The sequence below is a fragment of the Hydrogenophaga crassostreae genome (assembly GCF_001761385.1).
Classification (GTDB): domain Bacteria; phylum Pseudomonadota; class Gammaproteobacteria; order Burkholderiales; family Burkholderiaceae_C; genus Hydrogenophaga; species Hydrogenophaga crassostreae.
The window spans coordinates 3,794,197-3,818,177 of the sequence record NZ_CP017476.1; the positions used below are offsets into that span (position 1 = coordinate 3,794,197).

Sequence of the window (23,981 nt, forward strand, 5' to 3'; positions counted from 1 at the left end):
AACGCGCATGAGTCAGCCCCCTTCCAGCCGTCCTTCGCCGCTGCCCGCCCTGTGGCTGCGCTTGCTGGACCGCGAACCGCAACACCGCCCGTTGTGGCTGAGGTGGGGGGTGGCTGTGGCCGTGACGGTTCTGGCGCTCTGGTTGCGCATGCAGATGGGAACCCCCGAATCGGGTGCACGCTTTGCCACCTTGACACTGGCCACCGTGTTGTCAGCGCTCTTTGGCGGGGTCTCTGCGGGCTTGCTCAGCACCCTGCTCGGCATGACGCTGGCCAACTTCTTCCTGATCACCCCGTTTGGCCAAATGGCCGTAGGCGACTCCTCGGAAGCGTTCTGGCTCAACGTCACCTACCTGCTGACCCAGCTGGTGATCCTGGGCGCCATCTGGGCGATGCAACAACGCAACCGGCGCCTCCACGAACTCACACGCCAGTTGGGCGACAGCCAGCGAATGGCCCGGAACACGTTCGAACACGCCGCAGCCGGCATCACACACGTCGGTCTCCAAGGCCAGCTGCTGGACGTCAACCAGACGTTTTGCAATCTGGTGGGTTACACAGAAGACGAGCTTGAGCACCTGACTTTCCAGGATATCACCCACCCGGATGACGTTGGCCCCGATGTGAACTACATAGGAGAGGCCCTGGCGGGTCGGCGCAGCCATTACGCGCTCGAGAAACGCTACATCCACAAAGACGGCCACCTGATCTGGGCCCAGCTCACCGTGGCCCTGATGCGCAAGCCCAGTGGCGAGCCCGACTATTTCATTTCGGTGGTGCAGGACATTTCTGGCGCAAAAGCGACCGAAGAAGCCCTTCGCACCAGTGACAGGTTGATGCGGCAAGCCCAGGGTGTGGCCAACTTCATCACCTGGGAAGCCGACATCGCCACGCGCCGGTTTCGCACCTTTGGCAATACCCACAAAGGACTGGGGTTGCCTTCAACCGAGTTTGGTGTCGAACAGATTCTCAACTCGACGCACCCTGAAGAACACCAGAGAATCGAAGCGGAGTGGATCGCGGCCATCAAGGGAAAAAACCGCTACCACGGCACCTACCGGGGGCATCCAGACTTGCCCGTTCGCTGGTTTCAGGTGAGTGCCAGCTTTGACCGTGATGCACAGGGCCACACCAACCGCGCCTATGGGGTCACGCAAGACATCAGCACCCGCAAACTCGCAGAGCTTGAAATCCAGCGCCTCAACGCATCCCTCGAACAACGCATTCAGGAGCGCACCAAAGAACTCAAAGACGCCTACGGTGAACTGGAAAGCTATTCTTATGCGGTAGCGCACGATCTGCGATCGCCACTGCGCATCATCAACGGCTTCGCGCAGGCGCTGGAAGAGGACAACACCACCCTCAGCGACAGCAGCCAGACCCATATCCAGCGCATCAAGGCCTCCAGCCAGAAAATGGGATTGTTGATCGATGGTCTGCTACAACTGGCCCAGTACGCCCGCGGCGAAGTGGTCCGCAAGCCCGTCAACATCAGCGACATCGCCCACCGTTTGCTCCAGGAACTCGCCCACGATGAACCCGAGCGCCGGGTGGACTGGGCCGTCGAACCCATGCTCACAGCGCAAGCCGACCCAGCCCTTGTCGAGGCCTTGCTGCAAAACCTGTTGCACAACGCCTGGAAATACACCGCCCATACCGAGGCCGCGCAAATCCGTGTGTTTCAGGAAGCACAGGGTGATCAGATCTTCTTTTGCGTGAAGGACAACGGCGCTGGCTTCGACATGCACCATGCAGAAAAACTGTTCCAGCCATTCCAGCGCCTGCACATGCCCCATGAGTTCACCGGCCTTGGCGTAGGGCTGGCCACCGCCCAGCGCATCGTGAAACGCCATGGCGGCGAGCTGCGTGCATCGGGCGAGCGCGGCAAAGGTGCGCAATTCTGCTTCAACCTGCCCGCGCCGTCTTCCCCCGACTAACGCCAGGCGCCGCCACAGAGCCCGAAAAACCCTCGGTCGGAACGCCAGCTGGAAGCGGTGGTTGAAGGAGCCAACGAGGGCCGCGCCCTGCCGGGCGCAAGGCAGCGGTCTGACCACTGCCGCGTCAGCGCGACAGCTCAGTTACGCACTTCAGGCGCACCCGCGGCCGAATGCGCTCCGTCGGCCTCGCCTTCAGCGGTCGTCCGTGGATCCATTTGCAACACCGCCTGCGAACCGCCGCCCATGAGCACAAAGTCGGCTTTGTCTGCCGTCGCCACCGCCGCCGGCGCTGCCCTGAAGCGCTTGATCGCATACAGAGCCAGCGACCCCATCACCGCGGTGTAGTAAAGCATCAGGCTCGAAGGCCCGGCGACATCCATCGCCACACCGGCCACCACCGGCCCGATGGCCGCGCCAATGCCGTGAATCAGCAACAGGCCGCCAGTGAACTCCACCAGCCGCGACGAATCGATCTGGTCGTTCACATGGGCCACGCACAAACCGTAAATGGCAAAAATCAGGCCGCCGAACACCACCGCCAGCGGGATCAGGGAGTCGGCCAGGGGAATCAGGGAATTCTCCGAGCGCTCGGTCATGGCAAAGGCCAGAGCCGTGACCGCCGCGCCCAGGATGCAGACCCACATCAACACAATGCGCCGATCGTGCGAGTCGGAATAATGGCCCACGGGCCACTGAAACACCGCACCGCCCAAAATCGCCGCCGCAATGAAACTGGCCACCTCGGCATCGGAAAAGCCCACCGCCTTGCCGAACACCGAGCTCATGCCGTAGAAAGCCCCCGTGATCAGGCCCGAGGCCATGGCGGCTGCCATGCCGATGGGTGAGGCTTCGTAGAGGTTGCGCAAACTCAGCGTGGGCGCTTCCACCGGCGGCGGCTCGTCCACCTCGGTCATGGTGATGGGCAACAGCGCGAAGGAAAACATCACCGACACCATGGCAAACGGCACAAAGCCCAGCCGGTCACCCACCAGAATCAGCCATTGGCCCAGTGCCAGCGCCACGAAGTTGACTGCCATGTAAACCGCGAACAGGCGACCGCGCAAAGCGTTGGGCGCCAAGGCGTTGAGCCAGCTCTCGATCACGATGTACAGGCCCACCATGCAAACGCCGGTGACAAATCGCAGCACCCCCCAAAACCAGGGGTCCACCCACAAGGCATGAAGAATCGGCATGGTGGACGCCAGCGAAGCCATGGCCGCAAAGGCACGGATATGGCCCACCCTGCGAATGATCACCGGACAGGCATAGGTACCCGCCACAAAACCCACAAAATACGCCGCCGTCACCAGGCCCAGCGTGATGCTGGAGAAGTCGGCCAGCCCGGCGCGCAAACCCAACACGGAGAACAGCAAGCCGACCCCGACGATCAGCAAGCCCACGCCGCTGAGCAAGGCCGACAGGCGCCACAGCAGCGGCCCCATCGAAGGGCCGTTGTCGACAAGAGACTTGCCCGGCATCAGACGGCCCAATCCACCCAGCCCATCCCGGCCGTCAAAAGGATCACGCAACCAAACGCAATGCGGTACCAGGCAAACGGCTCAAAGCTGTGGCTCGCCACATAGCGCAGCAACCAGCGGATGCACAGCCAGGCGCTCAAAAACGCAAACAGCAACCCCACGGCAAACACCGGGATGTCGGCCACCGACAGCAAGGCACGCTCTTTGAAGAGGCTGTAGACCCCGGCGCCGATCAGCGTGGGAATCGCCAGGTAGAAACTGAAATCGGTGGCCGCTTTGCGCGACAAGCCCAGCAGCATGCCGCCGATGATGGTCGAGCCGCTGCGGCTGGTGCCGGGCACCAGCGCCAGACACTGCACCAGGCCCAGCTTGAGCGCATCAAGCGGTGACATTTCGTCCACGTCATTGATGCGCGCCGGACCCGATTGGCGGCGCTCGGCCCACAGAATGATGAAGCCCCCCAAGATGAAAGTCGTGGCCACCACCGCCGGCGTGAACATGTGGGTCTTGATCATCTTGCCAAACAACAGCCCCAGCACCACCGCCGGCACAAACGCGATCGCTACATTGATCGAAAACTTTTGTGCCCGCGCTTGCGAAGGCAAACCGGCAATGGTCTCGCGGATGCGCTGCCAATACACAATGATCACGGCAAATATCGCGCCGGTCTGGATCGCGATCTCAAACACCTTGGCGCCGTCGCCAGTGAAGTCGAGCAAGCTGCCCGCCAGAATCAGATGTCCTGTGGAGGAAATCGGAAGAAATTCGGTCAAGCCCTCCACCACGCCCATGATGGCGGCCTTGATCAACAACGCTGTATCCATACTGAAACCGCCTCAAGCGGCTGAAATAAGAACAGGCCAACCGCTGGCCTGTGAATCGGGCTCTATCCTACCCTCTGCAACCCTGGAAGAAGCGGGGCAAACGGCGGTAAAACGCTGAAACCATGGATTCACCCGCGCCTGAGCCGGCCCATGGCCCGCGATGCAACGGTTTGCCGCCTGATCAGCGGGTCAGCGGGTCAGCGGGTCAGCGGGTCAGCGGGTCAGCGGGTCGAGCTGCAACCGCAGGCCGCCGGGAACCACGGTGAGTTGCCCCGGCTGGTAACCGAAGCCTTCGACCGAGCGCAACTCCTGGGATTTGAACTTGTGCACTTCCAGGTTTTGCAGCAGGTTCTCGGCCAGGTGTGTGCCGGCCCCGCGCAACGGCTTGACATAGGCCGCGGGCACCCCTCCCAGATCAAAACCATCCAGCCGAACCGCATCGAGCCGAACCGTCTGATCGCTTGGCTCGTAGCGCAAGCCATAGCTCAAGGCCATCTGGCCGGTCCAGGGCTCCGAGCGGTTGAGCAGGGTGTTGGCGGCGAAGTTCAAGCGTGTACCGATGCGGTTTTCTTCGGGCATCAGACGCAGGCTCGGGTCGCTGAGTTCCACCTCGAACAACTCCAGATAGCGCTTTTTCAGCGGGAACTGACGGGAAATCAGATCGAGCAAACGGCGCTCCGACACGTCAACCTGCCGCGGCCCGCTGCGCATCGAAGAGCAGGCGCCCAGCGCCAGTGGCGCCGCCAAAACCAGAATCAGATCGCGTCGGTTGAGCTGCATGGGTGAGGTTCCTTTGAATCAACAGTTGTCGCATTGTAGGAACTGTGTCGCCCACACCACCGGCGTTGGCCGCCGCCGTTCACGCCCGAAATGGCCCGTTTCGCGCCCAGACCCCGGCCATTCGTCTCAATCCGCTCGTCGCGCCGTGGTCAGCCGGGCACAGTTGCGCCCAACAGCCCAGCCAACGGAGCCACACCATGCAAATGTCACCTGTCATCGCCATCCACCTCAGCGCCGCGCTCGGCGCCCTGGCCCTGGGCCCCTTGGCGCTGTGGGCGCGCCGGGGCCACAAGACCGGCCAATCGGCCACCCAGCGCCCCCGCCTGCACCGCGCAGCCGGCTACGCCTGGGTCACGCTGATGCTGATGACGGCCGTTTCGGCCCTCTTCATTCGCGACTTCTCGCTGCCCAACATCGCTGGCTACACACCCATTCACATGCTGGTGCCCGTGGTGTTCGGCAGCCTGTTCATGGCATTTCGTGCCCTGTTCCGGCGCGATATGGATCGCCACCGTGACTGGATGAAGTCGCTGTATTTTTTCGCCTGCATCGGCTCCGGCGTCTTCACCCTGCTGCCCAACCGCTATCTCGGCCAACTGGTCTGGAACCAATGGCTCGGCCTCGTCTAAATACACGTCAAACACTTTTCAGGAGCCTCTCATGACCATCGACTTCACCACCGCCCCCGAACAAAGCCCCCTCTCTCCTGACCTCGAGCGCCTTGCCCGCCAACGCGCGAAAGCCCGCCTCGGCTGGTACGGCCACGCCACCCTTTACGCCACCGTCATCACCGGCCTGGCCCTGCTCAGCTGGTGGCAAGGGCGCCTCTGGGCCGCAGGCCCTGCGCTGGGCTGGGGCCTTGGCCTGGCCATCCACGGCGCACGCGTCTTCTTTGCCGACCTCGGCGCCGGTCTGGGCGAGCGCCTGGTCCGGCGCGAGCGCCAGCGCCTGATCAACCACAACCGGTAAGCCAGCATGCTGAGCCAGATCCTTGCCCACACCCCCATCTGGGTGTTCGCCCTGTTTGCCGCGTTGATCGTTCTGGGCCTCTCCCAGATGCGTGGCCGCGAAATCAAGCTCCAGCGCGCCAGCATCTTGCCGCTGGTCATGGTGGTGCTGTCCCTCGCCGGTACCGTGAGCGCCTTTGGCGCCGCACCATGGCCCCTGCTCGCCTGGGCGGCAGGTCTGGCGGTCGCCACCACCACCCTGCTGGCGTTGCCCTTGCCCGCCGGTACCCGCTTCAATGCCACCACCCGGCGCGTCAAGCTGCCCGGCAGCGCCGTGCCGCTGGCGCTCATGATGGGCATCTTTTTCACCAAATACGCCGTGGGTGCCGCGCTCGGCATGCACCCCGAATTCGCCCAGTGGCCCTCCTTCACCACCACAGCCGGTGCACTCTATGGCCTGTTCAGCGGCGTGTTCCTCGGCCGTGGGCTTCGCCTCTGGCGCCTGGCCAGAAAACAGACGCCAGCGGATGCCATCGCAGCCTGACCACCAAACACATGAGAAATCACCATGAAATGGCTGCCCATCGTCTTGCCCTTCACCATCGCGGTGGCCGCCATCGCTGCGGCCTTGGCCTTCGGTGGCCCAGCACCCATCCAGCCCCTGGCCAGCATCAACGAGCCCTTTGCCAAGGTCGATTTTTCGGCCGTGCCACCCAACAGCCACTACACCGCCCGAGACGGCACCCGGCTCGCCTGGCTGCACTACCCCGCCACCGGCAACACGGCGGACCTTGCGCCGCGCCGCATCGTTCTGGTTCACGGCTCATCGGCGCGGGGCCGCTCCATGCACCCCATGGCCCAGGCGCTCGCCGCTGCGGGCTTCGACGTGGCCGCGCTCGATATCCGCGGCCACGGTGACTCCGGCCCTCGCGGCCACATCGCCTATATCGGCCAGCTCGAAGACGACATCGAAGACTTCATGAAAGCGCAGGCCTGGCCCGGCCCCAGCACCCTGCTGGGGTTTTCTTCAGGCGGCGGCTTCGTCTTGCGCTTCGCGGCCGACCACCGCGCCAGCCTTTTTGACCGCTACCTGCTGCTCTCGCCTTTCCTGCACCAGTCTTCACCCACCAAGCGCCCCGGCAATGACGACTGGGTGTCGATCGGCCTGCCGCGCATCATCGCGCTGAGCGTCCTGAACCCCATCGGCATCACCGTCTTCAACCACCTCAGCACCCTGCGTTTCGGCCTGAACGCCGATGTGCGCGACCAGCTCACCGAACAATACGACCACGCGCTCGCCACCAACTTCCGCCCCCACAGCGACTTCGCCCAAGACATCCGCCAGATCCGACAACCGCTTCGCATCCTGGCTGGTCAAGACGACGAACTGTTTGACGCCTCCCGTTTTGCCGCCGTGTTTCAGGCAGCCGGCCATGCCGTGCCCGTGACCACCGTGGACGGCATCAACCACATGGGCCTCACGCTTGACCGGCGCGCGCTCCAGGCGGTTGCCGCGGCGGCAAACCTAGAATGAAGCCACCCGAGCCCGACCCGCCATGTCCACCCCCAACCTCTTCAACCGCTGGCTTCCGCCCGAAACCCACCGCGGTCTGCTGCGCCGGGGCCTGATCGTGTTGATCGGGGCCCTGGGCATCGCGATGTTGAACTGGTTCAACAAGTCGGGCGCCAACGCCATGAGCCAGTCGCTGGTGTACAGCTTCGCCATCAGCACCACCATCTGGCTGTTCGCCGACCCGTTGCGCATCGCCGCTCGCCAATGGCTGCTTCTGCAAGCCCCGAACTACTGGGTCCTGAACGGCCGCTCCATGGCGTGGATGCTCTTTGGCTCGGTGTTCGGGTACCTGCTGGGCACCTGGATTGGCGATCTCTACGCCAACGTCTCCACCTTCGCGATGCTTGGCGAATCGCCCAGGCGTTTCTGGGGCTTTCTGGCCAGCTCGCTGGCCATCAGCGTGGGATTTCTGGTTTTTTTCTACCAGCGGGAAAAGGCGATGTCGCTGCAACGCCAGGCCACCGAAGCGCGCCTGCGTTTGCTGGAAACCCAGCTTGAGCCCCACATGCTGTTCAACACGCTGGCCAACCTGCGCGCCCTGATCACGGTCGATCAAGACAAGGCCGTGCAGATGCTCGACCGCCTCAACGACTACCTGCGCGCCACCCTGCGCGCCTCGCGCAGCGACGACACGCCACAGCACCCTCATACGCTGCACGACGAATTCGCCCGCCTCGGCGACTACCTCGAACTCATGGCCGTGCGCATGGGTCCGCGCCTGCGCTACACGCTCACCTTGCCGCCCGAACTCGCCCACCACCCGCTGCCGCCGCTGCTGCTGCAACCCCTGGTGGAAAACGCCATTCGCCATGGCCTGGAGCCCCACGTGGACGGCGGTGAAGTCCAGGTAAGCGCAAGCGCCGACGGCGCCACGCTGCTCTTGACCGTGAACGACACCGGCGCGGGTTGCACCAGTGAGCCGGACAGCAACCGGCCTGGCGCCGGGTTTGGCCTGGCCCAGGTGCGCGAGCGCCTGACCACCGCCTTTGGCCCCGCGCCCAAAGGTGCCGACCGCCTGCTGTGGCGCAGCGCCCCCAACCAGGGCACCTGGATCAGCCTGCGCCTGCCCCTGGAAACCGCAGCCGTCAAAGCCGCCGCCCACTGAGCCGTGCCATGAACATGCCCCGCCACCCCACCGCCCTGATCGCCGAAGACGAACCCTTGCTTGCCGCGGCGCTGCAAGCCGAACTGAAAAAGGTCTGGCCCGAGCTGGACGTGATCGCGGTGGTCGGCAACGGCCAGGCCGCCGTCGAAAAAGCGCTGGCCTTGACGCCCGATGTGGTGTTTCTAGACATCCGCATGCCGGGCATGACCGGCCTGGAAGCCGCCGCCGAACTGGCCGACGAATGGCCCGCCGAAGACGGCCCCAACCCGCCGCCATTCCCCGCGCTGGTTTTTGTCACCGCCTACGACGAATACGCCCTGCAAGCCTTTGAGGCACAGGCGATGGACTACGTGCTGAAACCGGTGCAAGCCAGCCGCCTCGCGCGAACCGCGCAACGCGTGCAATCGGTGCTGGCGCAGCGCGCCACCCCGGCAACCCCCACTTCAGAAGCCGCCATGGACGCCACGCTGGCCCAGCTGCGCGCCCTGCTCGGTGGGCCCGAGCCGACTTCTTCGGCCTTGCCAGAACGCCTCAAGGTGATCCAGGCCAGCGTGGGCCATGCCATTCACATGGTGCCTGTGAACGATGTGGTGCTTTTTGAAGCGTCCGACAAATACGTCAGGGTGCTCACCGCCGTCCACGAATACCTGATCCGCACACCGCTCAAAGACCTGCTGCCCCAGCTCGACCCAAGCGAGTTCTGGCAGGTGCACCGCGGCACCGTGGTGCGCGCCGCCGCCATCGACAGCGTGCAACGCGATGAAGCCGGTCGCACCAGCCTGATGCTGCGGGAGCGGGATGGGCAGCGGATAGCGGTGAGCCGCGTCTACGCGGCCCGCTTTCGCGCCATGTAGCGGCCCTCAGCCGCTGGCGAACCCGAGCTTTTGACGGTCAATGCTTGCCGCGATGACCGCGGTGCTTGCCACCGTGTCCATGGCGGTCATGGCGGTCGTGGCGCCGGTCATGGCGGTCCCATCGGCTGTGGCGATGGTGGCGGCGGTCGCTTCGATACCCGTAGTCCTCCACATACACCACCGGTGCCCGCTCGACATAAACCGGGCGCGGACGGCGGTGGTCGGAATACACCACCACCGGTGCCCGTTCCACATACACAGGGCGCGGGCGCACCACCACGCGCGGTGGCGGTGCATTGGACACGCCAACCGATACGCCAGGAGAGTCCACTCCCACCGACCAATACACATCGCCGGCATGGGCCGGCGTTGCGGCCGTCGACAGCGCCCAGCCGCCAGCGGCCAGAGCGGCTATCGCCAAGCCGCGCGCCAGGCCCGACGAGCGGCGCCAGGCAGACAAAAGGGATTTGGAATTCTGTGTCGTCATGTAAGGTCTCCTGTGATCGGCTTCCAAATCGGTCACCATGGCGCTATTACATTCAAACTGTGTAAACACTGTGTGTTTGCCCGGTAAGGATTCTGTTGCCAAACGTAACGCCACAAGGAGGTTCAAACCACCATGACCCAACCATCCACTCCCCTGCCGCCCGTTGCCGCCGAGGTGCTCCACTATTGGCTGGCAGACGGCGTTGAGCGCGACTGGCCCAGCACCGAACTGGGCAAGCGCTGGTTCGGCGGCGGCGTCGAACAAGACGCCGAAATCGATGCCGCGTTTGGCCCGCTGGTGGCCGCGGCACTGGACGGCGATCTGCTCGACTGGGAACCCGTGCCGCTCACCCGTCTGGCGCTGGTGATCGTGCTCGACCAGTTCACCCGCAACGTCTTCCGGGGCCAGGCCAAGGCCTTTTCCGGAGACCAGAGGGCGCAGCAACTGGTGTTGCAGTCACTCGCGCTGGAGCAAGACCAGGCGTTGCCCCGTGTCGGTCGGGTGTTTTTCTACATGCCGCTGATGCATGCCGAGAGCCTGGCATTGCAGGATGAATGCGTGAGCCGGTTTGAGGCGCTGGTCAAAGACAGCCCGCCCGAGCTGACCGATACCCTGCAAGGCAACCTGCGCTTCGCCCGGGAGCACCGCGACATCATCGAACGCTTTGGCCGCTTCCCTTACCGCAACGCCGTGCTGGGGCGCCAGAACACGCCCGAGGAAAACGAATTCCTGAAAACCGGGCCGCGTTTCGGTCAGTAAGGCGCTGCAGCCAAACCCCGCAAAGGCCGCGATCGCGGCCAGCCCATCAGGCCCTGGCGTTCAGGGCCGGGTCTCAAAAAAGGCTGTACAGCGCCACGGCGGCCAACACCACCAGGGCACCGGTCACGAACCCCACCACGACCGGCAAAGGGCTTTGTTTTTCGATCACCGGCATCGGCCGGCGAGCGCCCCAATCGCTCTCCAGGGTGCTCGGCGCCACGTAATCGCCCGATCGTGACGCCTCAGGGCTGCTCGCGCTCAAACGCGTTTCGCTGCCAGGCATCGCCCAGGCGGCCCACAGCGCATGGGCCTGCTGGGGCACGATGGCACCCTGCGCCACGGCCGCCTCCACGTCGCTCCAGTTCAGCTGCACGCGAACCGTGGGCAGGAACACATCTTCGGCCACCGTTTCCTGCCAACGGGTTTGTTCGGCTTCGGGAAAGGTGTCTGGGTTGTCGTTTTTCATGGTTTTAATGGATGGTTGCCTGCCGATGGTCGGGCGATTCGCACAGGCTCCTCACAAGCCGTGTGTGAAGTGCGTCCAACAATCGCTTCCCTCGGGCGTTACCTTAAACCAAAGCTTCTGCCGCTCAAAGTGAGAAATTCACCCCTTGTCGGTTTGATGCAGGCCGTTTGTGGTCGATTTCACCGAGGTCACTCAAGCTTTGTGACTCAACAGGCCATGCGCGACGCCCGGGGTGGCCCCGAAGGCCAGGGAGCCTGCGCAACAGCAAGAACACCGGCGGCCAACGGCGAGATACCTGTCTCGCACTGTACGGCCTCCTGCCCCGGGGGTCCTGGGGCTTCCCGGTTTCCCCATGCGATTCCCGGTTTTCGCGGGCTTCGCTTCGATGCTTTCTGCCGCACACACCCCGGGGCTTCCTACAATTCGCCACCATGGCCCACCCCTCTTTGTCTGAAATCCCCCACCTTCTGCAACGCATCAGCGAAGAGGCCCGAGCCCATTTCGGCGAGGGCAAGGTCGCCAACTACATACCCGCGCTGGCCAATGTCAAGCCGAACCAGTTCGGCATGGCCATCGCCTGTGTCGACGGCAGCACCCACACCGTGGGCGACGCCCATGTGCCCTTCTCGCTGCAAAGCATCACCAAGCTGTTCACCTTCGTGTTGGCGCTCAGGGCCGAAGGCGATGCCCTGTGGCAACGCGTGGGCCGCGAGCCCTCGGGCGCGGCGTTCAATTCGATCGTGCAGCTGGAAACCGAAAACGGCATTCCCCGCAACCCCTTCATCAACGCCGGCGCGCTGGTCATCACCGACATCCTCACCAGCCGCTACGTGCAGCTCGACTACGCCCTGCTCGGCGCGCTGCGCCGCCTGGCCGACGACCCCGAACTGCACTGGAACCCCGAAGTGGCCCGGAGCGAGCGCGAACACGCCGACCGCAACATGGCCATGGCCTATTTCATGAAAAGCCACGGCAACTTCCACAACGATCCGGCGCTGGTGCTCGACAACTACTGCGCCCAGTGCGCCACCGAAATGACCTGCGCCCAGCTCGCCCAGGCCAGCATGTTCCTCGCCAACGACGGCCGCGACCTCACGCTGCAAGGCCAGCCCGACGAACACTTCCTCACCGCCGACCAGACCCGCCGCGTCAACGCCCTCTTGCTCACCTGCGGCGCCTACGACGCCGCCGGCGACTTCGCCTACCGCATCAGCCTGCCGGTCAAAACCGGCGTGGGCGGTGGCATCGTGGCCGTGATCCCCGAGGTCGGCACCGTGGCCGTCTGGTCGCCCGAACTCGATGCCAAAGGCAATTCGGTGCTCGGCGCGTTTGCGCTGGAGCGGCTGGTGCAGCTCACCGGCTGGGGCTACAGCTCGGTGTGAACCTGGGTGGGCCCTGGTGCGCCTGAAGCGGCAGCCACTTGGCGTGGCATGCCGGGCCTTTGCACAGGCCCATGCCGCCACTTATGAAGCAAAATAGCCTACAACCCAATCACCGCCAGCGCCATGCCCACCCTTCGCCGCTTCGCCCCAACCCGCTCAAAACTTGCCTGGCCTGCCAGTGCCATCCTGGCGATGGGCCTGACCGCCTGCGCCAACGGGCCGGTCGCGCCAAAAGCGCTTCAAGGCGCCGCCCCGGTGAGCCACAACTGCCAACCCCGGGAAACCGTGGGCTTCTCTTGCGAACTGCGTGACCAGCGGTTGCTGTCGCTCTGCGCCTCGCCTGACTTCCTGCAGTTCAAGGGCGCGCCCAGAGACAACCCGGGTTATGCCTATGTGGCCGTGGGGTCGCCGCAAGGCAAGGTGCAATTCAGCTACCCCGAAGAGCCCGGCGACTACAAGCAACACATGTATGCCTGGGTCTCCATGTCGGCCGCACCCCACCTGTTCATTGCGGGTGAAAAGGGTGACTTTCTTCATTTCAGCCTCGACGAGAAAGAGCCCGTTTCCGCCAAGGCTGACAACCTGCCCGCCAACTGGCCGCTGAAGGCCCGGGCCATCCGGTCACTCTGCGACGATCACATCAACCGCGCGCAACTCGACCCCTTCATGGCGCAAATGCCGGGCAAGAAGGAATGGGAAAAAGGCCAGCTCAAGCAGCCGGGCCAGTGAACGAACGGCGGGAGATTGAACAATGGCAGATCCCAACATTCCCCACCTGAGCGGCGCGCAACAGATGCAGCGCGCCGAATCGCTGCTGGTGGCCGCCTACCGCAGCGGCATGACCGACCCCAAAGAACTGGCCAACTTCATGGGCCAGGTTCAGCATGAAAGCCAGAACTTCTCGCGCCTCGAAGAAAACCTCAACTACAGTGGCAGCCGCCTGTACGACGTGTTCCCGGGCCGCAACGGTCTGACCCGCGAAGGCGCGCAAGCCATCACCGACATGCCCGATGCCAGCGAACGGCGGCAAGCCGTGGCCGAGCAGGTCTATGGGGGTGACTGGGGGGCCAGAAGGCTCGGCAACACCGAGGCGGGCGACGGCTATGCCTTTCGTGGTCGCGGCTACATGCAGCTGACCGGCCGCAACAACTATGAACACTTTGGTGAGGCCACCGGGCTTGACCTGATCAACCAGCCCGGTCTGGCAGCCAACGAAGCCCATGCCGAACGCCTGGCGATCAGCTACTGGAACGAAAACGTGCAAGCCGTGCAAACCGCCCGCACCGACGTGACCCAGGCCGGCTCCATCATCAACACCGGCGGGCCCGACAAAATCCCCAACGGCCTGGCCGACCGGCAGGCCAATGCCACCGCCTGGGAAACCGCCTTCAACAACGGCTACCTGCAAGAAGCCCTGGCGCGCCACCCCGCAGCGGTAACGCCTGTTGAAGCAGAAGAAGCAACCCGCAACCCGCAAGCCCTGCAACTCAAACCCGAGCTGCAGCTCTCGCCCCACAGCCTGGCCTTGATTCAGGACAGCGAGCAACAGGTTCGCCAGATCGCCGAGCGCCACCAGCTGCCCTGGGACGCCGGGCTCAACAACACCGCCCATGCCGTGGCCAGCCAGGCCCGCCAGGAAGGCCTCACCGGCATCACCCACCTCAACGTGAGCAACGGCCAGATTCGCTACGCCCAGTTCGACGGCCTCACCCTCAAAGAGGGCGCGCTCGACGCCCGCGCGGCGGCCAACACCGATGCGCAGACATCGGTCGACCAGATGGCCAGGGCCGATCAGCTGACCTTGACCCAGCTTCCGGAGGTTGCGTCCACCCAGGCCCAGCGCCAGGAAGTGCACGCGCCCGCTCACTGAAGCGAACCGCCCCGGGCAAGCCGGGCCACCAGGCGAGACCCCCCGGCGCGCCGCCACCGGGGGCCAAAGGCAGGGCGCGGCGCAGCGCATTCGCCCTCGCTGAAAAAACCGCCTGCGGCTCTAGAATCATCCAATGAGCTCAAACACCCCCGCCACCCCCCATAAAAACAACCACGCCGCCAACGCTTCCGCCGAAGGCGAGCCCAAGGTCAGCAACTTCCTGCGCCAGATCATCGAGAAAGACATCGCACAAGGCACCTACGCCGAGCGCCGCTGGGCCGGCGTTCCCGGTGGGGCCGATGTGCAAGGCAAGGGCCAGCCCGACCCGGCGAAGATCCGCACCCGCTTCCCCCCCGAGCCCAACGGCTACCTGCACATTGGCCACGCCAAGAGCATCTGCATCAACTTCGGCCTGGCCGAGGAATACGGCGGCGTGTGCCACCTGCGCTTTGACGACACCAACCCCGAAAAAGAAGACACCGAATACGTCAACAGCATCATCGATGCCGTGAAGTGGCTGGGCTTCAGCTGGAACGGCGAGCCGGGCAAAGCCAACCCCGATGCCTTGCCCTACCAGGCCAGCGACTACTTCGACTTCATGTACGAGTGCGCGCTGTATTTGATCGGCGCCGGCCTGGCCTATGTGGACGAACAAACCAGCGAAGAAATGCGCATCAACCGGGGCGACTTCAACACCCCCGGCAAAGCCAGCCCCTTCCGCAGCCGCACCCCCGCCGAGAACCTGACCCGTTTTCAGGAAATGCGCGACGGCCAACACGAAGACGGCTCCATGGTCTTGCGCGCCAAGATCGACATGGCCTCGCCCAACATCAACCTGCGCGACCCCGCCATCTACCGCGTGCGCCGCGCCACCCACCACAACACCGGCGACAAATGGTGCATCTACCCGATGTACACCTTTGCCCACCCGATTGAAGACGCGCTCGAGCAAATCACCCACAGCCTGTGCACGCTGGAATTCGAAGACCAGCGCCCGTTTTACGACTGGCTGCTGGAAAAGCTCTGCGAAGGCGGCCTCTTCGCCAGCCCGCCCCCGCGCCAATACGAATTCGCCCGCCTCAACCTCACCTATGTGATCACCAGCAAGCGCAAGCTCGCCCAGCTCGTGTACGACCACAAGGTCAACGGCTGGGACGACCCGCGTTTGCCCACCATCGTGGGCCTGCGCCGCCGCGGCTACACGCCCGAAAGCCTGAAGCTCTTTGCCGAGCGCATCGGCGTCACCAAGAGCGATTCATGGATCGACTACTCCACGCTGGAAGGCTGCCTGCGCGAAGACCTGGAAAACAAAGCCCACCGCGGCATGGCCGTGCTCGACCCGGTGAAGTTGGTGCTCACCAACTGGGCAGAGGTCTTTGGCTCTGACGACCACACCGAAACCTGCGAACAACCCGCCCTGCCCCACAGCGCCGTTCCCGAAGGCTCCGAGCCGCCACCGGCCCGCCAATTCAAGATAGGCAAAGAGGTGTGGATCGAGCGCGAAGACTTTGAAGAAGTGCCGCCCAAGGGCTACAAACGTTTGTTTCCTGGGAACGTGGTGCGCCTCAAAGGCGGCTACGTGATCGAGTGCACCGGCGCGGGCGCCAAAACCGCCGAGGGCAAGGTGATCGAGGTGCACGCCAAAGTGATCCCCAACACCAAGAGCGGCACCCCCGGCGCCGACAGCGTGAAAGCCAAAGCCGCCATCACCTGGGTGGGCGTGAGCGACGGCGTGCAAGCCGAAGTGCGCCTGTACGACCGCCTGTTCTCAGACGCCAACCCCGACGCGGGCGACAAAGATTTCATCGAGGCGCTGAACCCCGACAGTTTGAAGGTCGTCACCGCGTTTGTGGAGCCTTCGCTGGCGCTGGCCCAGCCCGATCAGAAATTCCAGTTTGAGCGGTTTGGGTACTTTGTGGCCGACCGCGTGGACCATGTGGCAGGGAGCAAGCCTGTGTTTAATCGGGTTGCGGGGTTGAAGGATAGTTGGGGTAAGTAAGAGGTGGAAGGTGGTACAGAGATGCGTACACTCACTAGCGCCCCACTAAGGTAGAAAAATCCCTTACAAAATACTTGTGTACGGAAATGGCTTGCAAATACATACTTAACATCCGACGACCAAGTGCTTGAAGTTAGGGAGCAAGTACTGGCAAGCGCGCAATGAAAAAATTGTGAGTAAGGGCGTCTTACTAGTCGGCATACAAAAAGACAAGATTTATTTCGGACAAGAAAATGACAACCAAAGGCTCACAGCAAGCGTTTATATCTTCTCGGCAAATTACATGGCTAATGCTTGAAGCACTACTGCCTATCGCACTCATTTCAATTGTATTCTGGCCAATTGCATCATGGGCAATACCAAATCAACAATTTTTATACGAACGATACTTCGGCTCAGGTGATCTAATTGCAATTTCAATTACATTAATTTCTCCACTAATCATTCGCCTAATTACAAAAAATCAAAGTGAGAATAGAGGGAAAGAATTTTACCTTGGGGTATTCCTCGTAGCTTTGATTGCCATTGGGGGAATAATCTATGGCGCCATTAAAATAAAATACCTCTCGTACTCTTTTCCTGACGCAGGACAACCGGACTCAACCATTACAGATATGAGCAACTTTAGCTGGGGTTTTGTGATCATTACAATAGCGGCAATTTTCGCTGCTACAGGCATGGAGGACTGACTAAGTGAGTTCCATTCTACTTTCACACCTCGCAATTGGCACCAATCTACTTTACGCTACTGCGTCGGCGCTACTAATCTATGGCGTATTTCTCAGGCTCAGAAAGATTAGAAAGGCATTTCAGATTATTCCAATTGGAATTCATTACTTACAAACCTCAAGAGCTGCAATAAAATACCAAAAAATTCTATCATTGGTGCATAAGCACGAGGAGCACAATTCATATCGAAAATTCGAAAGCTATTCGGACCTCACAAACGATATTGCTGTAATGCACTACCTTGAGAACAATCTAGTTTTTCAAAAATCACGCCTAATTGACTGCCTTGAAACGGATATAATGCCGATCCCTGAGGATGAAATTTTGGAGTTCTTTCGCCTAGAAGAGAGTCATTACAGAAAAACCATAATGGATGAAAAGCATTTAAAATCTAAGACCATTCAACGCAAGACCATTGAAATTGATGTGAATTATCCTGAAATGGCAACCTCATGAAATCAGTAGAAGAACAGCACCTTTCGATTTCCAACTGGTTTAAAAATAATGAAATTCATTTTGAACAAGTCGATGGTCACTGGTCCTACAAGACAGATATAAATGGCACCTCAACCCTAGTCTCAATAATTTCACTTGAGAGAGGAGTTGTTCAACTCGCAGATCTTCAACTCTCGATCGATGAACGCAAGGTGAATCAGCTACTTCCATTGGTAAATGCGTTAAATACCAAACTTCCATATGGGGGCGCTGAGATAGGCATAGATACATTTAACTTCAAAGTTTACATATTTTGGAACAATGCCAACCAACTAGCTTCCGATTTAGATCATGCAGTTGATCTGCTCAGCTTCTTCATAGTAAAATACTACTCAATAATTAGAGCATGCTGCGATGATCTGATTACTGTAGAGGATGCTATCAAAAAGATCTAAGAATTCGGGTATTTAGAATTGAATATCATGATATCCACGGGTCACCCTCAATTTTCCAAATACGAAACTCAACATTTGAGTTCTTCTGCTCGGCGTCTAAAGCACCCAATTCTCGCGCAGGCCAGAGGGGTCAGATACCGTCTTGAAAGTCAAGCCGATTCCACGAAAAAGTGGCATCAAACGCAGTGCACGACTTGAGCACCCCATAGATCTGGCGGATCAGCTTGTGCATGCAAGCCGCGATCACTGCCTTGGTGGCCAGGCCATCGGCTTTGAGGCGTTCGGCGAACACTTTCATCAACAGGTTGTATTTCAGCGCCACCATCGAGCGCCCTCGGGGTCAGGTCTTGCCTTTTGCCCCCTCCTGGCTTAATCTTCCGAAATGGCTCGCCCTCTTCGCATTGAATTCCCCGGCGCGGTTTACCACGTGACTTCGCGGGGGATCGGCGGGAGGCGATCTTTGAACCATCGGGGTCAGGTCTTGCCTTTTGCCTTCACTCACCTGCAAGGTGAAAGATAAGATTTGATCCTCAACATCGTATTTCGACTCCGACAGAAGGCCCGCTCAGGATAATTGGGGTCAGACTCTAATTTCCTGCGCCTTGAGTCAATGTTTGGGCAGTCCGGAGCAGGATTCAAAGCACCCCGCTCCCCCCAAAAATCCCGGTACACAACTGCTGCTCACAAGGCACCCCGTCGCGATCGCCGTCCATCTTGGTGTCAGGACAATTCCGGATGAAGAACTTGGCCTCTTCGCATGAGGTCATCTGCGAACAGTGCTGCCGCCCATCGCATTGGTAACGGTTTGGCTGGGTAGCCCGAGGCTTGGTCCATGGCTCCGGGTTCATGACGCCTTGAGGCGTGGCCTCCGGCAGGGCCACAACCCGCTCGCTGTACTGCCCGTAGGCATACCAACCCGCCCCAGCCAACAGCAGCAAACCGATCACGCTGCTGACCCAAGAGTTCGACTCGGCGCGCCGAGGCGGCGAGCTGCGACCACGAGGCCGAGCCTGATCATGCTGGCGCGCTTGCCTGGGCTCAGCATCGCCCGGCCTGCGCACCCGAACCGCCCGCTTGCGGCCATCCTTGTCCGGCTCAACTTCAAACGACAAAGCTTCGCCCACCATCGGCGGCCGCCCACCGCGCGGGAAGGCCGACACATGAACGAACAACTCTTGCCCGCCATGCTCGGCCACCAAAAAACCAAAGCCCCGCTCATCGTTCCATTTCTTAAGCGTGCCGTTGAAGCGGTTGGCAGGGGTGTTCATCAATTCGGCGTTTTCTTGTTATTTGAAGTCGGATGTGTGGGCTCAGGCCAAAGGTGTTGGATCTCAAGCGGCAAAGCGCGCAGCAAACTGCCCATCCCCACTCAAGCCAATGATCAACCGCTGCGTCGCCCGCGTGGCCCCCACATAAAACAAGCGCGCTTCGTCTTTCTCGCTCTGGTTCGCCGCAGGCATGTGGCCCACGCCCACCAGCGCCACCACCGGAAACTCCAGCCCTTTGCTCACGTGCATGGTCAAGACCTTGATGGTGTCTTCCAAGGGAGAAAACTGTCCCGGCCTCTCGCGAACTTGATAGGGAAGGCCTCTGCGGCTCAACAATTCGCCGCAAGCCCGCATTTCTGACTTTTGGCGGCAGATGATGGCCATGTCGCCCCAGGCGTGGCCTTCCTGGTGGGCGGCGCTGAGCTGGTCCACCATCTGCGCCACTTCTTCGCGCAGGCTGGGCAAGCGGATGATGATGGGCGCTTCGCCATCGCGCCCGCAGCTCACCGGCTTGAGCAGCGGAATGCCGTCTTCGTCGTGGTCTTCGGCGGTCAAGAGTTCAGCGGCAATCAGGTTCGCCGTTTGCAAAATCTGCCGGGTGTTGCGGTAGTTGATCTTGAGGATGGTGGTGCGCCCTTGCGCCTGTATGCCCACGCTCTTGAAGCTGAACTGCTTGCTGCGGCTTCGCTCGTAAATGCTTTGCGCATCGTCGTAGAGCACGAGCAGGCTGTTGGTCGTGGGGTCGACCATTTGCGTCACGAGCTTGAGCCATGCGGGCGCGAAATCGTGTCCTTCGTCAATGAGCACGGCTTGGTATTGCCCGCTGGGGATTTGCTTGCGGTCAACGCCTTCGATCACCCGCTGCACCATGTCGTCAAAGAAGACATTCTTCGGCAGGTTGTTCGCCGGCAGGGTTTGCCCAAACGCCACGAGTTGATCGCGGCACCATTTGTGGAAATGCCGGGCGTGCACCTGGGCCGACAAGCCTTTGGCTTCCATCACGCTCGCCAGCTTCACGGCCAGCGGCTCGTTGTAGCAAAGAATGAGGATGGGCTTGCTTGCCGCCGTGTGTGCCTTGGCCAGGTATTCGGCGCGGTAGCCCAGCACCATGGTTTTGCCCGAGCCTGCCACGCCATGGATCACGCGGTGCCCGTCGCCCAGACTGCGCGCCAGTTGCTCTTGCTGCAGGTCCATCACCCGCATGATGCTCGGCATCTCCAAGGCTTCGTCGCTGTCGTCAAACAGGCTTTCTTGCGTGGGCACGCGCACCTCGGGGAACATGATCCAGCGGGCGCGGTCCAGCTGCGGGAGCGACATGACGCTGCCAAACGCATGCGGAAACATGTTCCACAAGCGCTGCTGAAACTGCTCGGGGTCGGCGGCTTCCAGCATCTCGTCGGAACAGATCACGTAATGCGACTCGATGGCTTCGCCCAGGCCAGCCGCTTCAAACTGCTTGCGGGTGATGCGCGTGAACACCACGCCATGGCCCCAGGGAAAGGCGAGCTTGCCTTGGTGGTTGCCGCTGGGGTGCACGAGCTGGGGGTCGCGCTCCAGCGCGTTGACCACCTGAATGGCGCAATGCCGCGCCTGCGCCAAGGGGTTGATCACCACCTTGGCCTGCCCATCGGGCGCAATCTCCCACATTTGCCGGGTGGCCCGCTGTACCGTCTCCAGCTTCCAGTCTTTGGTTTCCAGAATCAGCAAACCACGGCGCGGGTGAATCACGACGAAATCGGGGTGCGATTGCTTGGGGCCAACGGGCACGTCGTACCACAGCAAATAGTCGGCATCCAGCTTCTGCTCAAGCCGCTCCGCCAGGCGCTTCTCGCCGCTCGTCATGCGCGAAACGCAGCTGCCCAGCGCTGGTATCAATATGGCCATCCCTGCCTATCCCTTTATTGAGAACTTATGGCGCATCATGCCAAAAAATCGCAGCGGCACTTGTGCATTAGCTGACACTTTCCCAAGATTGCATGGGTGAGGCTCCCGTTTCTCTTGTGCAAATGCGATAGGCACCATCAACCATCAACCACCCAACACAATCTGCCAACACGCCCCACCGCTTCACTGGCCCGTTCTTCTCGGCGTCGGTCATACCCCTGCCGCTTTAATTCCGGTCAGTCCGTTGCCGCAGCCCTCGGGGTCAGGTGTTGCTTTTTGGCTTCAACTTGCGCCCAATCCAAAAGACTGGACCTGGCCCTCGGTAGAAAGCGCCTCAGAAGGACGCGCCATTTGTGCCGGCAAATGGTTGTTTTCGAAGGGAAATGTAGCGCAAGGGAATAAATCCACAGGAATACACCAGAACCGCCGAAACCTGCCCATGGTTTCGGTAAAATTTGCCGCGATCAGTAGCCGATTCAATTAGAAACCCTTTTTTCCAGGTACCGCATCAATGAAAAACAAAATGAAAAGAACCCGTTTGACAACTTGTGCGTCTTTATCAGTTGTCGTTATTGCTTTAACGGCTTGCGGCGGCGGCAGCAGCGATTCGAGCGACAGTGCCGGGGGCTCTGTTGTCGTGGGTCAAAACGGTGCGGTAGATGTCAGCTCGCAAGGCACTTTTGCGCAGCAAATGTTGGGCGCGGTCAATGCCGTTCGAGCAACGGCGCGAAATTGTGGCGCAGAAGCAATGCCGGCGGTTCCTGCCATGACATGGAACGCTCTATTAACCCAATCGGCAACTGGGCATGCTCAAGATATGGCCAGCAACAATTATGCATCTCATACATCCCTGGATGGTCGAACCTACTTCGATAGAATTAGCGCAACGGGTTACCAGTCCAGCTTTACCAGCGAAGTGATTGGAGGGGGCCAAACGTCGGTTTCTCAGGTGGTGAATGGCTGGGTGAACTCTCCTGGCCACTGCGTGGTTTTGATGTCGCCTTATGCCAAAGAGATGGGTGGCGGGCACGCTGTCAAGAAGGGGACAAAATACGTGAACTACTGGGCCTTAAACGTTGGCTCGCCGTAATTCCCCAAGGTTCTGAAACCCGAATCCGTTGCAACGCAGGGTGCGTTGAACCAAACCGCCACCCCGGTGGCGGTACTTGCGTAGCAGCCACTGTGCCATCGGTTTGGCACCGAAATAATTGGGGTCAGACGCCAATTGTTCAGGGCAAGGCGTATTGGAAGGGTTGGGCAGCATCACATCAAATTCGGGGAATATGAATGAACCACACGCAAAGCAACATCGCCACCACAGGCAACGATTCGGACAAAAAGGCGCTCTCGGCCTTCATGGAGGCGCTGGTCATTCTCTCCAGAACGCGAGACTACAACGCCGTTGCCGCGCCCTTCGCGGGCTTCAAGAACCTCAGCGAAGGCACAGAGGGCGACAGTTCAGGCGGCACTTTTCGTGTTCAGGGCGAGAAGATTTACAACGTGATCGTTCACTTAGAAATCACCCAAGACCCGCCGCATGCGTTCACACCGCAAGTGGGCAACCTGGGCCTGCTGTTTGAAACCGGCGCAGTGACACTGCGGGATGTGCAAGAGCTGCTTGGCGATTGGTACCGCGACCCTGTTGACGGCGTGCAAGCGTCGTTCGCAGATGCCTACTTCAACCCGAAAACCATCGCGCCCGAGGCCGACTATCTCTTGTGCGCGTCAACGAGAGAAGACTTCGTTGAAACGCTCAAGCCAGGTTCGCCGGTTGAAATGATCAGCGCGTCCTGGCAAGACAACCGGTACGACACGGCCAACAGGCCCTGGTAACGCCAAGGCCCCGGCGGAGAAGACAGCGCCGCCTTCCACCCGCTAACGGCGGCATTCGGACACGAAGATCTCAACATCGGCCCTTGTTAGCACTTCGACGGGATTGAACATGACCTTTGCCAAAATCAACCACATCTCGATTCGTTACCAGCTTGAAGGCGACAAAGACGCCCCGGTCTTGATGCTGTGCAACTCGCTCGGTACCACCCTTGAGATGTGGGAGCCCCAGATGGCCACCCTGCTGACGCAGTTTCAGGTGTTGCGTTACGACGTGCGCGGGCATGGCCAGTCCGATGTGCCAGCGGGGCCCTACAGCATTGAACAACTGGGCCTGGACGCCATTGGCCTGCTGAACCACCTGGGGTTGACCCGCGTGGATTTCTGCGGCCTGTCCATGGGTGGCATGACCGGCATGTGGCTGGGCACCCACCACCCTGATCGCATCCAGCGCTTGGTGTTTAGCAACACAGCAGCCCAACTGGGCACGGCCGAGCTCTGGAATGCGCGCCTGGAGGTGCTTCACAAGGAAGGCATGGCGGGTCTGACGCCATCCATTCTTGACCGCTGGTTGACACAGGCTTTTCAGCAGCGCGCGCCGCAGGCGGTTGAGCGGGTGCGCGGCATGTTGCTGGGCACCACACCGGCGGGCTATGAAGCCAATGTGAGGGCCATCATCGCGATGGACCAACGCCCGGACATCCACCGCATCCCTGTGCCCACTCTGGTCATTGCCGGGCGCCACGACGGCTCCACGCCGCCAGCGCTGGGGCTTGAAATCCATCAACGGGTTTCCGGCTCGCGCTATGTGGAGCTGGATGCGGCGCATTTGTCCAACTGGGAGCAGGCAGAGGCCTTTTCCGCCGCGCTGATGGGCTTTTTGAGTCAAGGGTAGACAGGGGTATGGCTCTGCGTGACTC

At 61.1% G+C, this 23,981-nt stretch carries 26 protein-coding genes; 18 read left to right on the forward strand and 8 right to left on the reverse strand.

Going from position 1 to position 23,981, the window contains the following annotated elements; genetic code table 11:
- The first annotated feature begins 7 nt into the window (after window positions 1–7).
- Entirely contained in the window at window positions 8–1,936 is a 1,929-nt protein-coding gene (locus LPB072_RS17405; RefSeq protein ID WP_197508845.1) for a PAS domain S-box protein, read from the forward strand.
- 137 nt (window positions 1,937–2,073) lie between these two features.
- Here LPB072_RS17405 and LPB072_RS17410 read toward each other — a convergent pair whose 3' ends face one another.
- The 3 genes from LPB072_RS17410 to LPB072_RS17420 form a co-directional block, all read right to left on the reverse strand.
- On the reverse strand, window positions 2,074–3,414 hold the full coding sequence (locus LPB072_RS17410; protein WP_082876727.1) for an MFS transporter: 1,341 nt from the start codon (window positions 3,412–3,414) through the stop codon (window positions 2,074–2,076).
- Window positions 3,414–4,238, reverse strand: a complete 825-nt coding sequence (locus LPB072_RS17415) for an undecaprenyl-diphosphate phosphatase (protein ID WP_066085834.1) — start codon at window positions 4,236–4,238, stop codon at window positions 3,414–3,416. Before LPB072_RS17415 ends, LPB072_RS17410 begins: the two co-directional genes overlap by 1 nt.
- A 213-nt stretch (window positions 4,239–4,451) precedes the next feature.
- A complete protein-coding gene (locus tag LPB072_RS17420; RefSeq protein WP_066085830.1) occupies window positions 4,452–5,018 on the reverse strand; it encodes a DUF1439 domain-containing protein in 567 nt (188 codons plus the stop codon).
- Window positions 5,019–5,215: 197 nt separating this feature from the next.
- Here LPB072_RS17420 and LPB072_RS17425 point away from each other — a divergent pair, with 197 nt between their 5' ends.
- Genes LPB072_RS17425 through LPB072_RS17450 form a run of 6 tightly spaced genes read left to right on the forward strand, consistent with a single transcriptional unit; the run spans window position 5,216 to window position 9,497 of the window.
- Window positions 5,216–5,647, forward strand: coding sequence for a DUF2306 domain-containing protein (locus LPB072_RS17425; RefSeq protein WP_066086369.1), 432 nt, complete (start codon window positions 5,216–5,218; stop codon window positions 5,645–5,647).
- A gap of 31 nt (window positions 5,648–5,678) precedes the next feature.
- Window positions 5,679–5,987: a 2TM domain-containing protein gene (locus tag LPB072_RS17430; RefSeq protein ID WP_066085828.1), complete on the forward strand. Its 309-nt coding sequence runs from the start codon at window positions 5,679–5,681 to the stop codon at window positions 5,985–5,987.
- Between the two features lie 6 nt (window positions 5,988–5,993).
- On the forward strand, window positions 5,994–6,509 hold the full coding sequence (locus LPB072_RS17435; protein WP_066085824.1) for a DUF6622 family protein: 516 nt from the start codon (window positions 5,994–5,996) through the stop codon (window positions 6,507–6,509).
- A 24-nt stretch (window positions 6,510–6,533) separates the two neighbouring features.
- Window positions 6,534–7,499, forward strand: coding sequence for an alpha/beta hydrolase (locus LPB072_RS17440; RefSeq protein ID WP_066085821.1), 966 nt, complete (start codon window positions 6,534–6,536; stop codon window positions 7,497–7,499).
- A gap of 22 nt (window positions 7,500–7,521) precedes the next feature.
- On the forward strand, window positions 7,522–8,643 hold the full coding sequence (locus LPB072_RS17445; protein ID WP_066085815.1) for a sensor histidine kinase: 1,122 nt from the start codon (window positions 7,522–7,524) through the stop codon (window positions 8,641–8,643).
- Between the two features lie 14 nt (window positions 8,644–8,657).
- Entirely contained in the window at window positions 8,658–9,497 is an 840-nt protein-coding gene (locus tag LPB072_RS17450; protein WP_066086366.1) for a LytR/AlgR family response regulator transcription factor, read from the forward strand.
- Window positions 9,498–9,534: 37 nt separating this feature from the next.
- Here LPB072_RS17450 and LPB072_RS23240 read toward each other — a convergent pair whose 3' ends face one another.
- The gene (locus LPB072_RS23240; RefSeq protein ID WP_197508846.1) at window positions 9,535–9,984 is read right to left on the reverse strand and encodes a hypothetical protein; all 450 of its coding nucleotides are present in this window, start codon (window positions 9,982–9,984) and stop codon (window positions 9,535–9,537) included.
- A 132-nt stretch (window positions 9,985–10,116) separates the two neighbouring features.
- On the opposite strand from LPB072_RS23240, the gene LPB072_RS17460 reads away from it, so the two are divergent.
- A complete protein-coding gene (locus LPB072_RS17460) occupies window positions 10,117–10,743 on the forward strand; it encodes a DUF924 family protein (protein WP_066085810.1) in 627 nt (208 codons plus the stop codon).
- Between the two features lie 73 nt (window positions 10,744–10,816).
- Here LPB072_RS17460 and LPB072_RS17465 read toward each other — a convergent pair whose 3' ends face one another.
- Window positions 10,817–11,209, reverse strand: a complete 393-nt coding sequence (locus tag LPB072_RS17465; protein ID WP_066085807.1) for a hypothetical protein — start codon at window positions 11,207–11,209, stop codon at window positions 10,817–10,819.
- Window positions 11,210–11,640: 431 nt separating this feature from the next.
- Here LPB072_RS17465 and LPB072_RS17470 point away from each other — a divergent pair, with 431 nt between their 5' ends.
- From LPB072_RS17470 to LPB072_RS17495, 7 genes are all read left to right on the forward strand, one after another.
- Window positions 11,641–12,591 (forward strand): glutaminase, encoded by a 951-nt coding sequence (locus LPB072_RS17470; RefSeq protein ID WP_066085804.1) that lies wholly within the window; start codon window positions 11,641–11,643, stop codon window positions 12,589–12,591.
- A 123-nt stretch (window positions 12,592–12,714) separates the two neighbouring features.
- Complete coding sequence (locus tag LPB072_RS17475) at window positions 12,715–13,320, forward strand: hypothetical protein (RefSeq protein ID WP_066085801.1); 606 nt, start codon at window positions 12,715–12,717, stop codon at window positions 13,318–13,320.
- A 22-nt stretch (window positions 13,321–13,342) separates the two neighbouring features.
- Window positions 13,343–14,461, forward strand: a complete 1,119-nt coding sequence (locus LPB072_RS17480; RefSeq protein ID WP_066085800.1) for a glycoside hydrolase family 19 protein — start codon at window positions 13,343–13,345, stop codon at window positions 14,459–14,461.
- A gap of 133 nt (window positions 14,462–14,594) precedes the next feature.
- A complete protein-coding gene (locus tag LPB072_RS17485; protein ID WP_066085798.1) occupies window positions 14,595–16,460 on the forward strand; it encodes a glutamine--tRNA ligase/YqeY domain fusion protein in 1,866 nt (621 codons plus the stop codon).
- Window positions 16,461–16,693: 233 nt separating this feature from the next.
- Window positions 16,694–17,149 carry a hypothetical protein gene (locus LPB072_RS23525; protein ID WP_157559344.1) on the forward strand — a complete coding sequence of 152 codons (456 nt, stop codon included), beginning with the start codon at window positions 16,694–16,696 and terminating at the stop codon, window positions 17,147–17,149.
- A 4-nt stretch (window positions 17,150–17,153) separates the two neighbouring features.
- Window positions 17,154–17,645 (forward strand): hypothetical protein, encoded by a 492-nt coding sequence (locus LPB072_RS23530; protein ID WP_157559345.1) that lies wholly within the window; start codon window positions 17,154–17,156, stop codon window positions 17,643–17,645.
- Window positions 17,642–18,079, forward strand: coding sequence for a hypothetical protein (locus tag LPB072_RS17495; protein ID WP_066085792.1), 438 nt, complete (start codon window positions 17,642–17,644; stop codon window positions 18,077–18,079). Before LPB072_RS23530 ends, LPB072_RS17495 begins: the two co-directional genes overlap by 4 nt.
- Before the next feature lie 130 nt (window positions 18,080–18,209).
- Here LPB072_RS17495 and LPB072_RS17500 read toward each other — a convergent pair whose 3' ends face one another.
- From LPB072_RS17500 to LPB072_RS17510, 3 genes are all read right to left on the reverse strand, one after another.
- A complete protein-coding gene (locus LPB072_RS17500; RefSeq protein WP_066085789.1) occupies window positions 18,210–18,404 on the reverse strand; it encodes a hypothetical protein in 195 nt (64 codons plus the stop codon).
- Between the two features lie 310 nt (window positions 18,405–18,714).
- On the reverse strand, window positions 18,715–19,347 hold the full coding sequence (locus LPB072_RS17505; RefSeq protein WP_066085786.1) for an excalibur calcium-binding domain-containing protein: 633 nt from the start codon (window positions 19,345–19,347) through the stop codon (window positions 18,715–18,717).
- 63 nt (window positions 19,348–19,410) lie between these two features.
- Window positions 19,411–21,231 (reverse strand): DEAD/DEAH box helicase, encoded by a 1,821-nt coding sequence (locus tag LPB072_RS17510; protein ID WP_197508848.1) that lies wholly within the window; start codon window positions 21,229–21,231, stop codon window positions 19,411–19,413.
- A gap of 511 nt (window positions 21,232–21,742) precedes the next feature.
- On the opposite strand from LPB072_RS17510, the gene LPB072_RS23245 reads away from it, so the two are divergent.
- The 3 genes from LPB072_RS23245 to pcaD all read left to right on the forward strand — a co-directional run bounded on the left by LPB072_RS23245 (window position 21,743) and on the right by pcaD (window position 23,956).
- Window positions 21,743–22,321, forward strand: coding sequence for a CAP domain-containing protein (locus LPB072_RS23245; RefSeq protein WP_082876726.1), 579 nt, complete (start codon window positions 21,743–21,745; stop codon window positions 22,319–22,321).
- A gap of 197 nt (window positions 22,322–22,518) precedes the next feature.
- Window positions 22,519–23,064, forward strand: coding sequence for a hypothetical protein (locus tag LPB072_RS17515; protein ID WP_066085782.1), 546 nt, complete (start codon window positions 22,519–22,521; stop codon window positions 23,062–23,064).
- Window positions 23,065–23,173: 109 nt separating this feature from the next.
- A complete protein-coding gene (gene pcaD, locus LPB072_RS17520; RefSeq protein ID WP_066085778.1) occupies window positions 23,174–23,956 on the forward strand; it encodes a 3-oxoadipate enol-lactonase in 783 nt (260 codons plus the stop codon).
- Window positions 23,957–23,981: the final 25 nt, after the last annotated feature.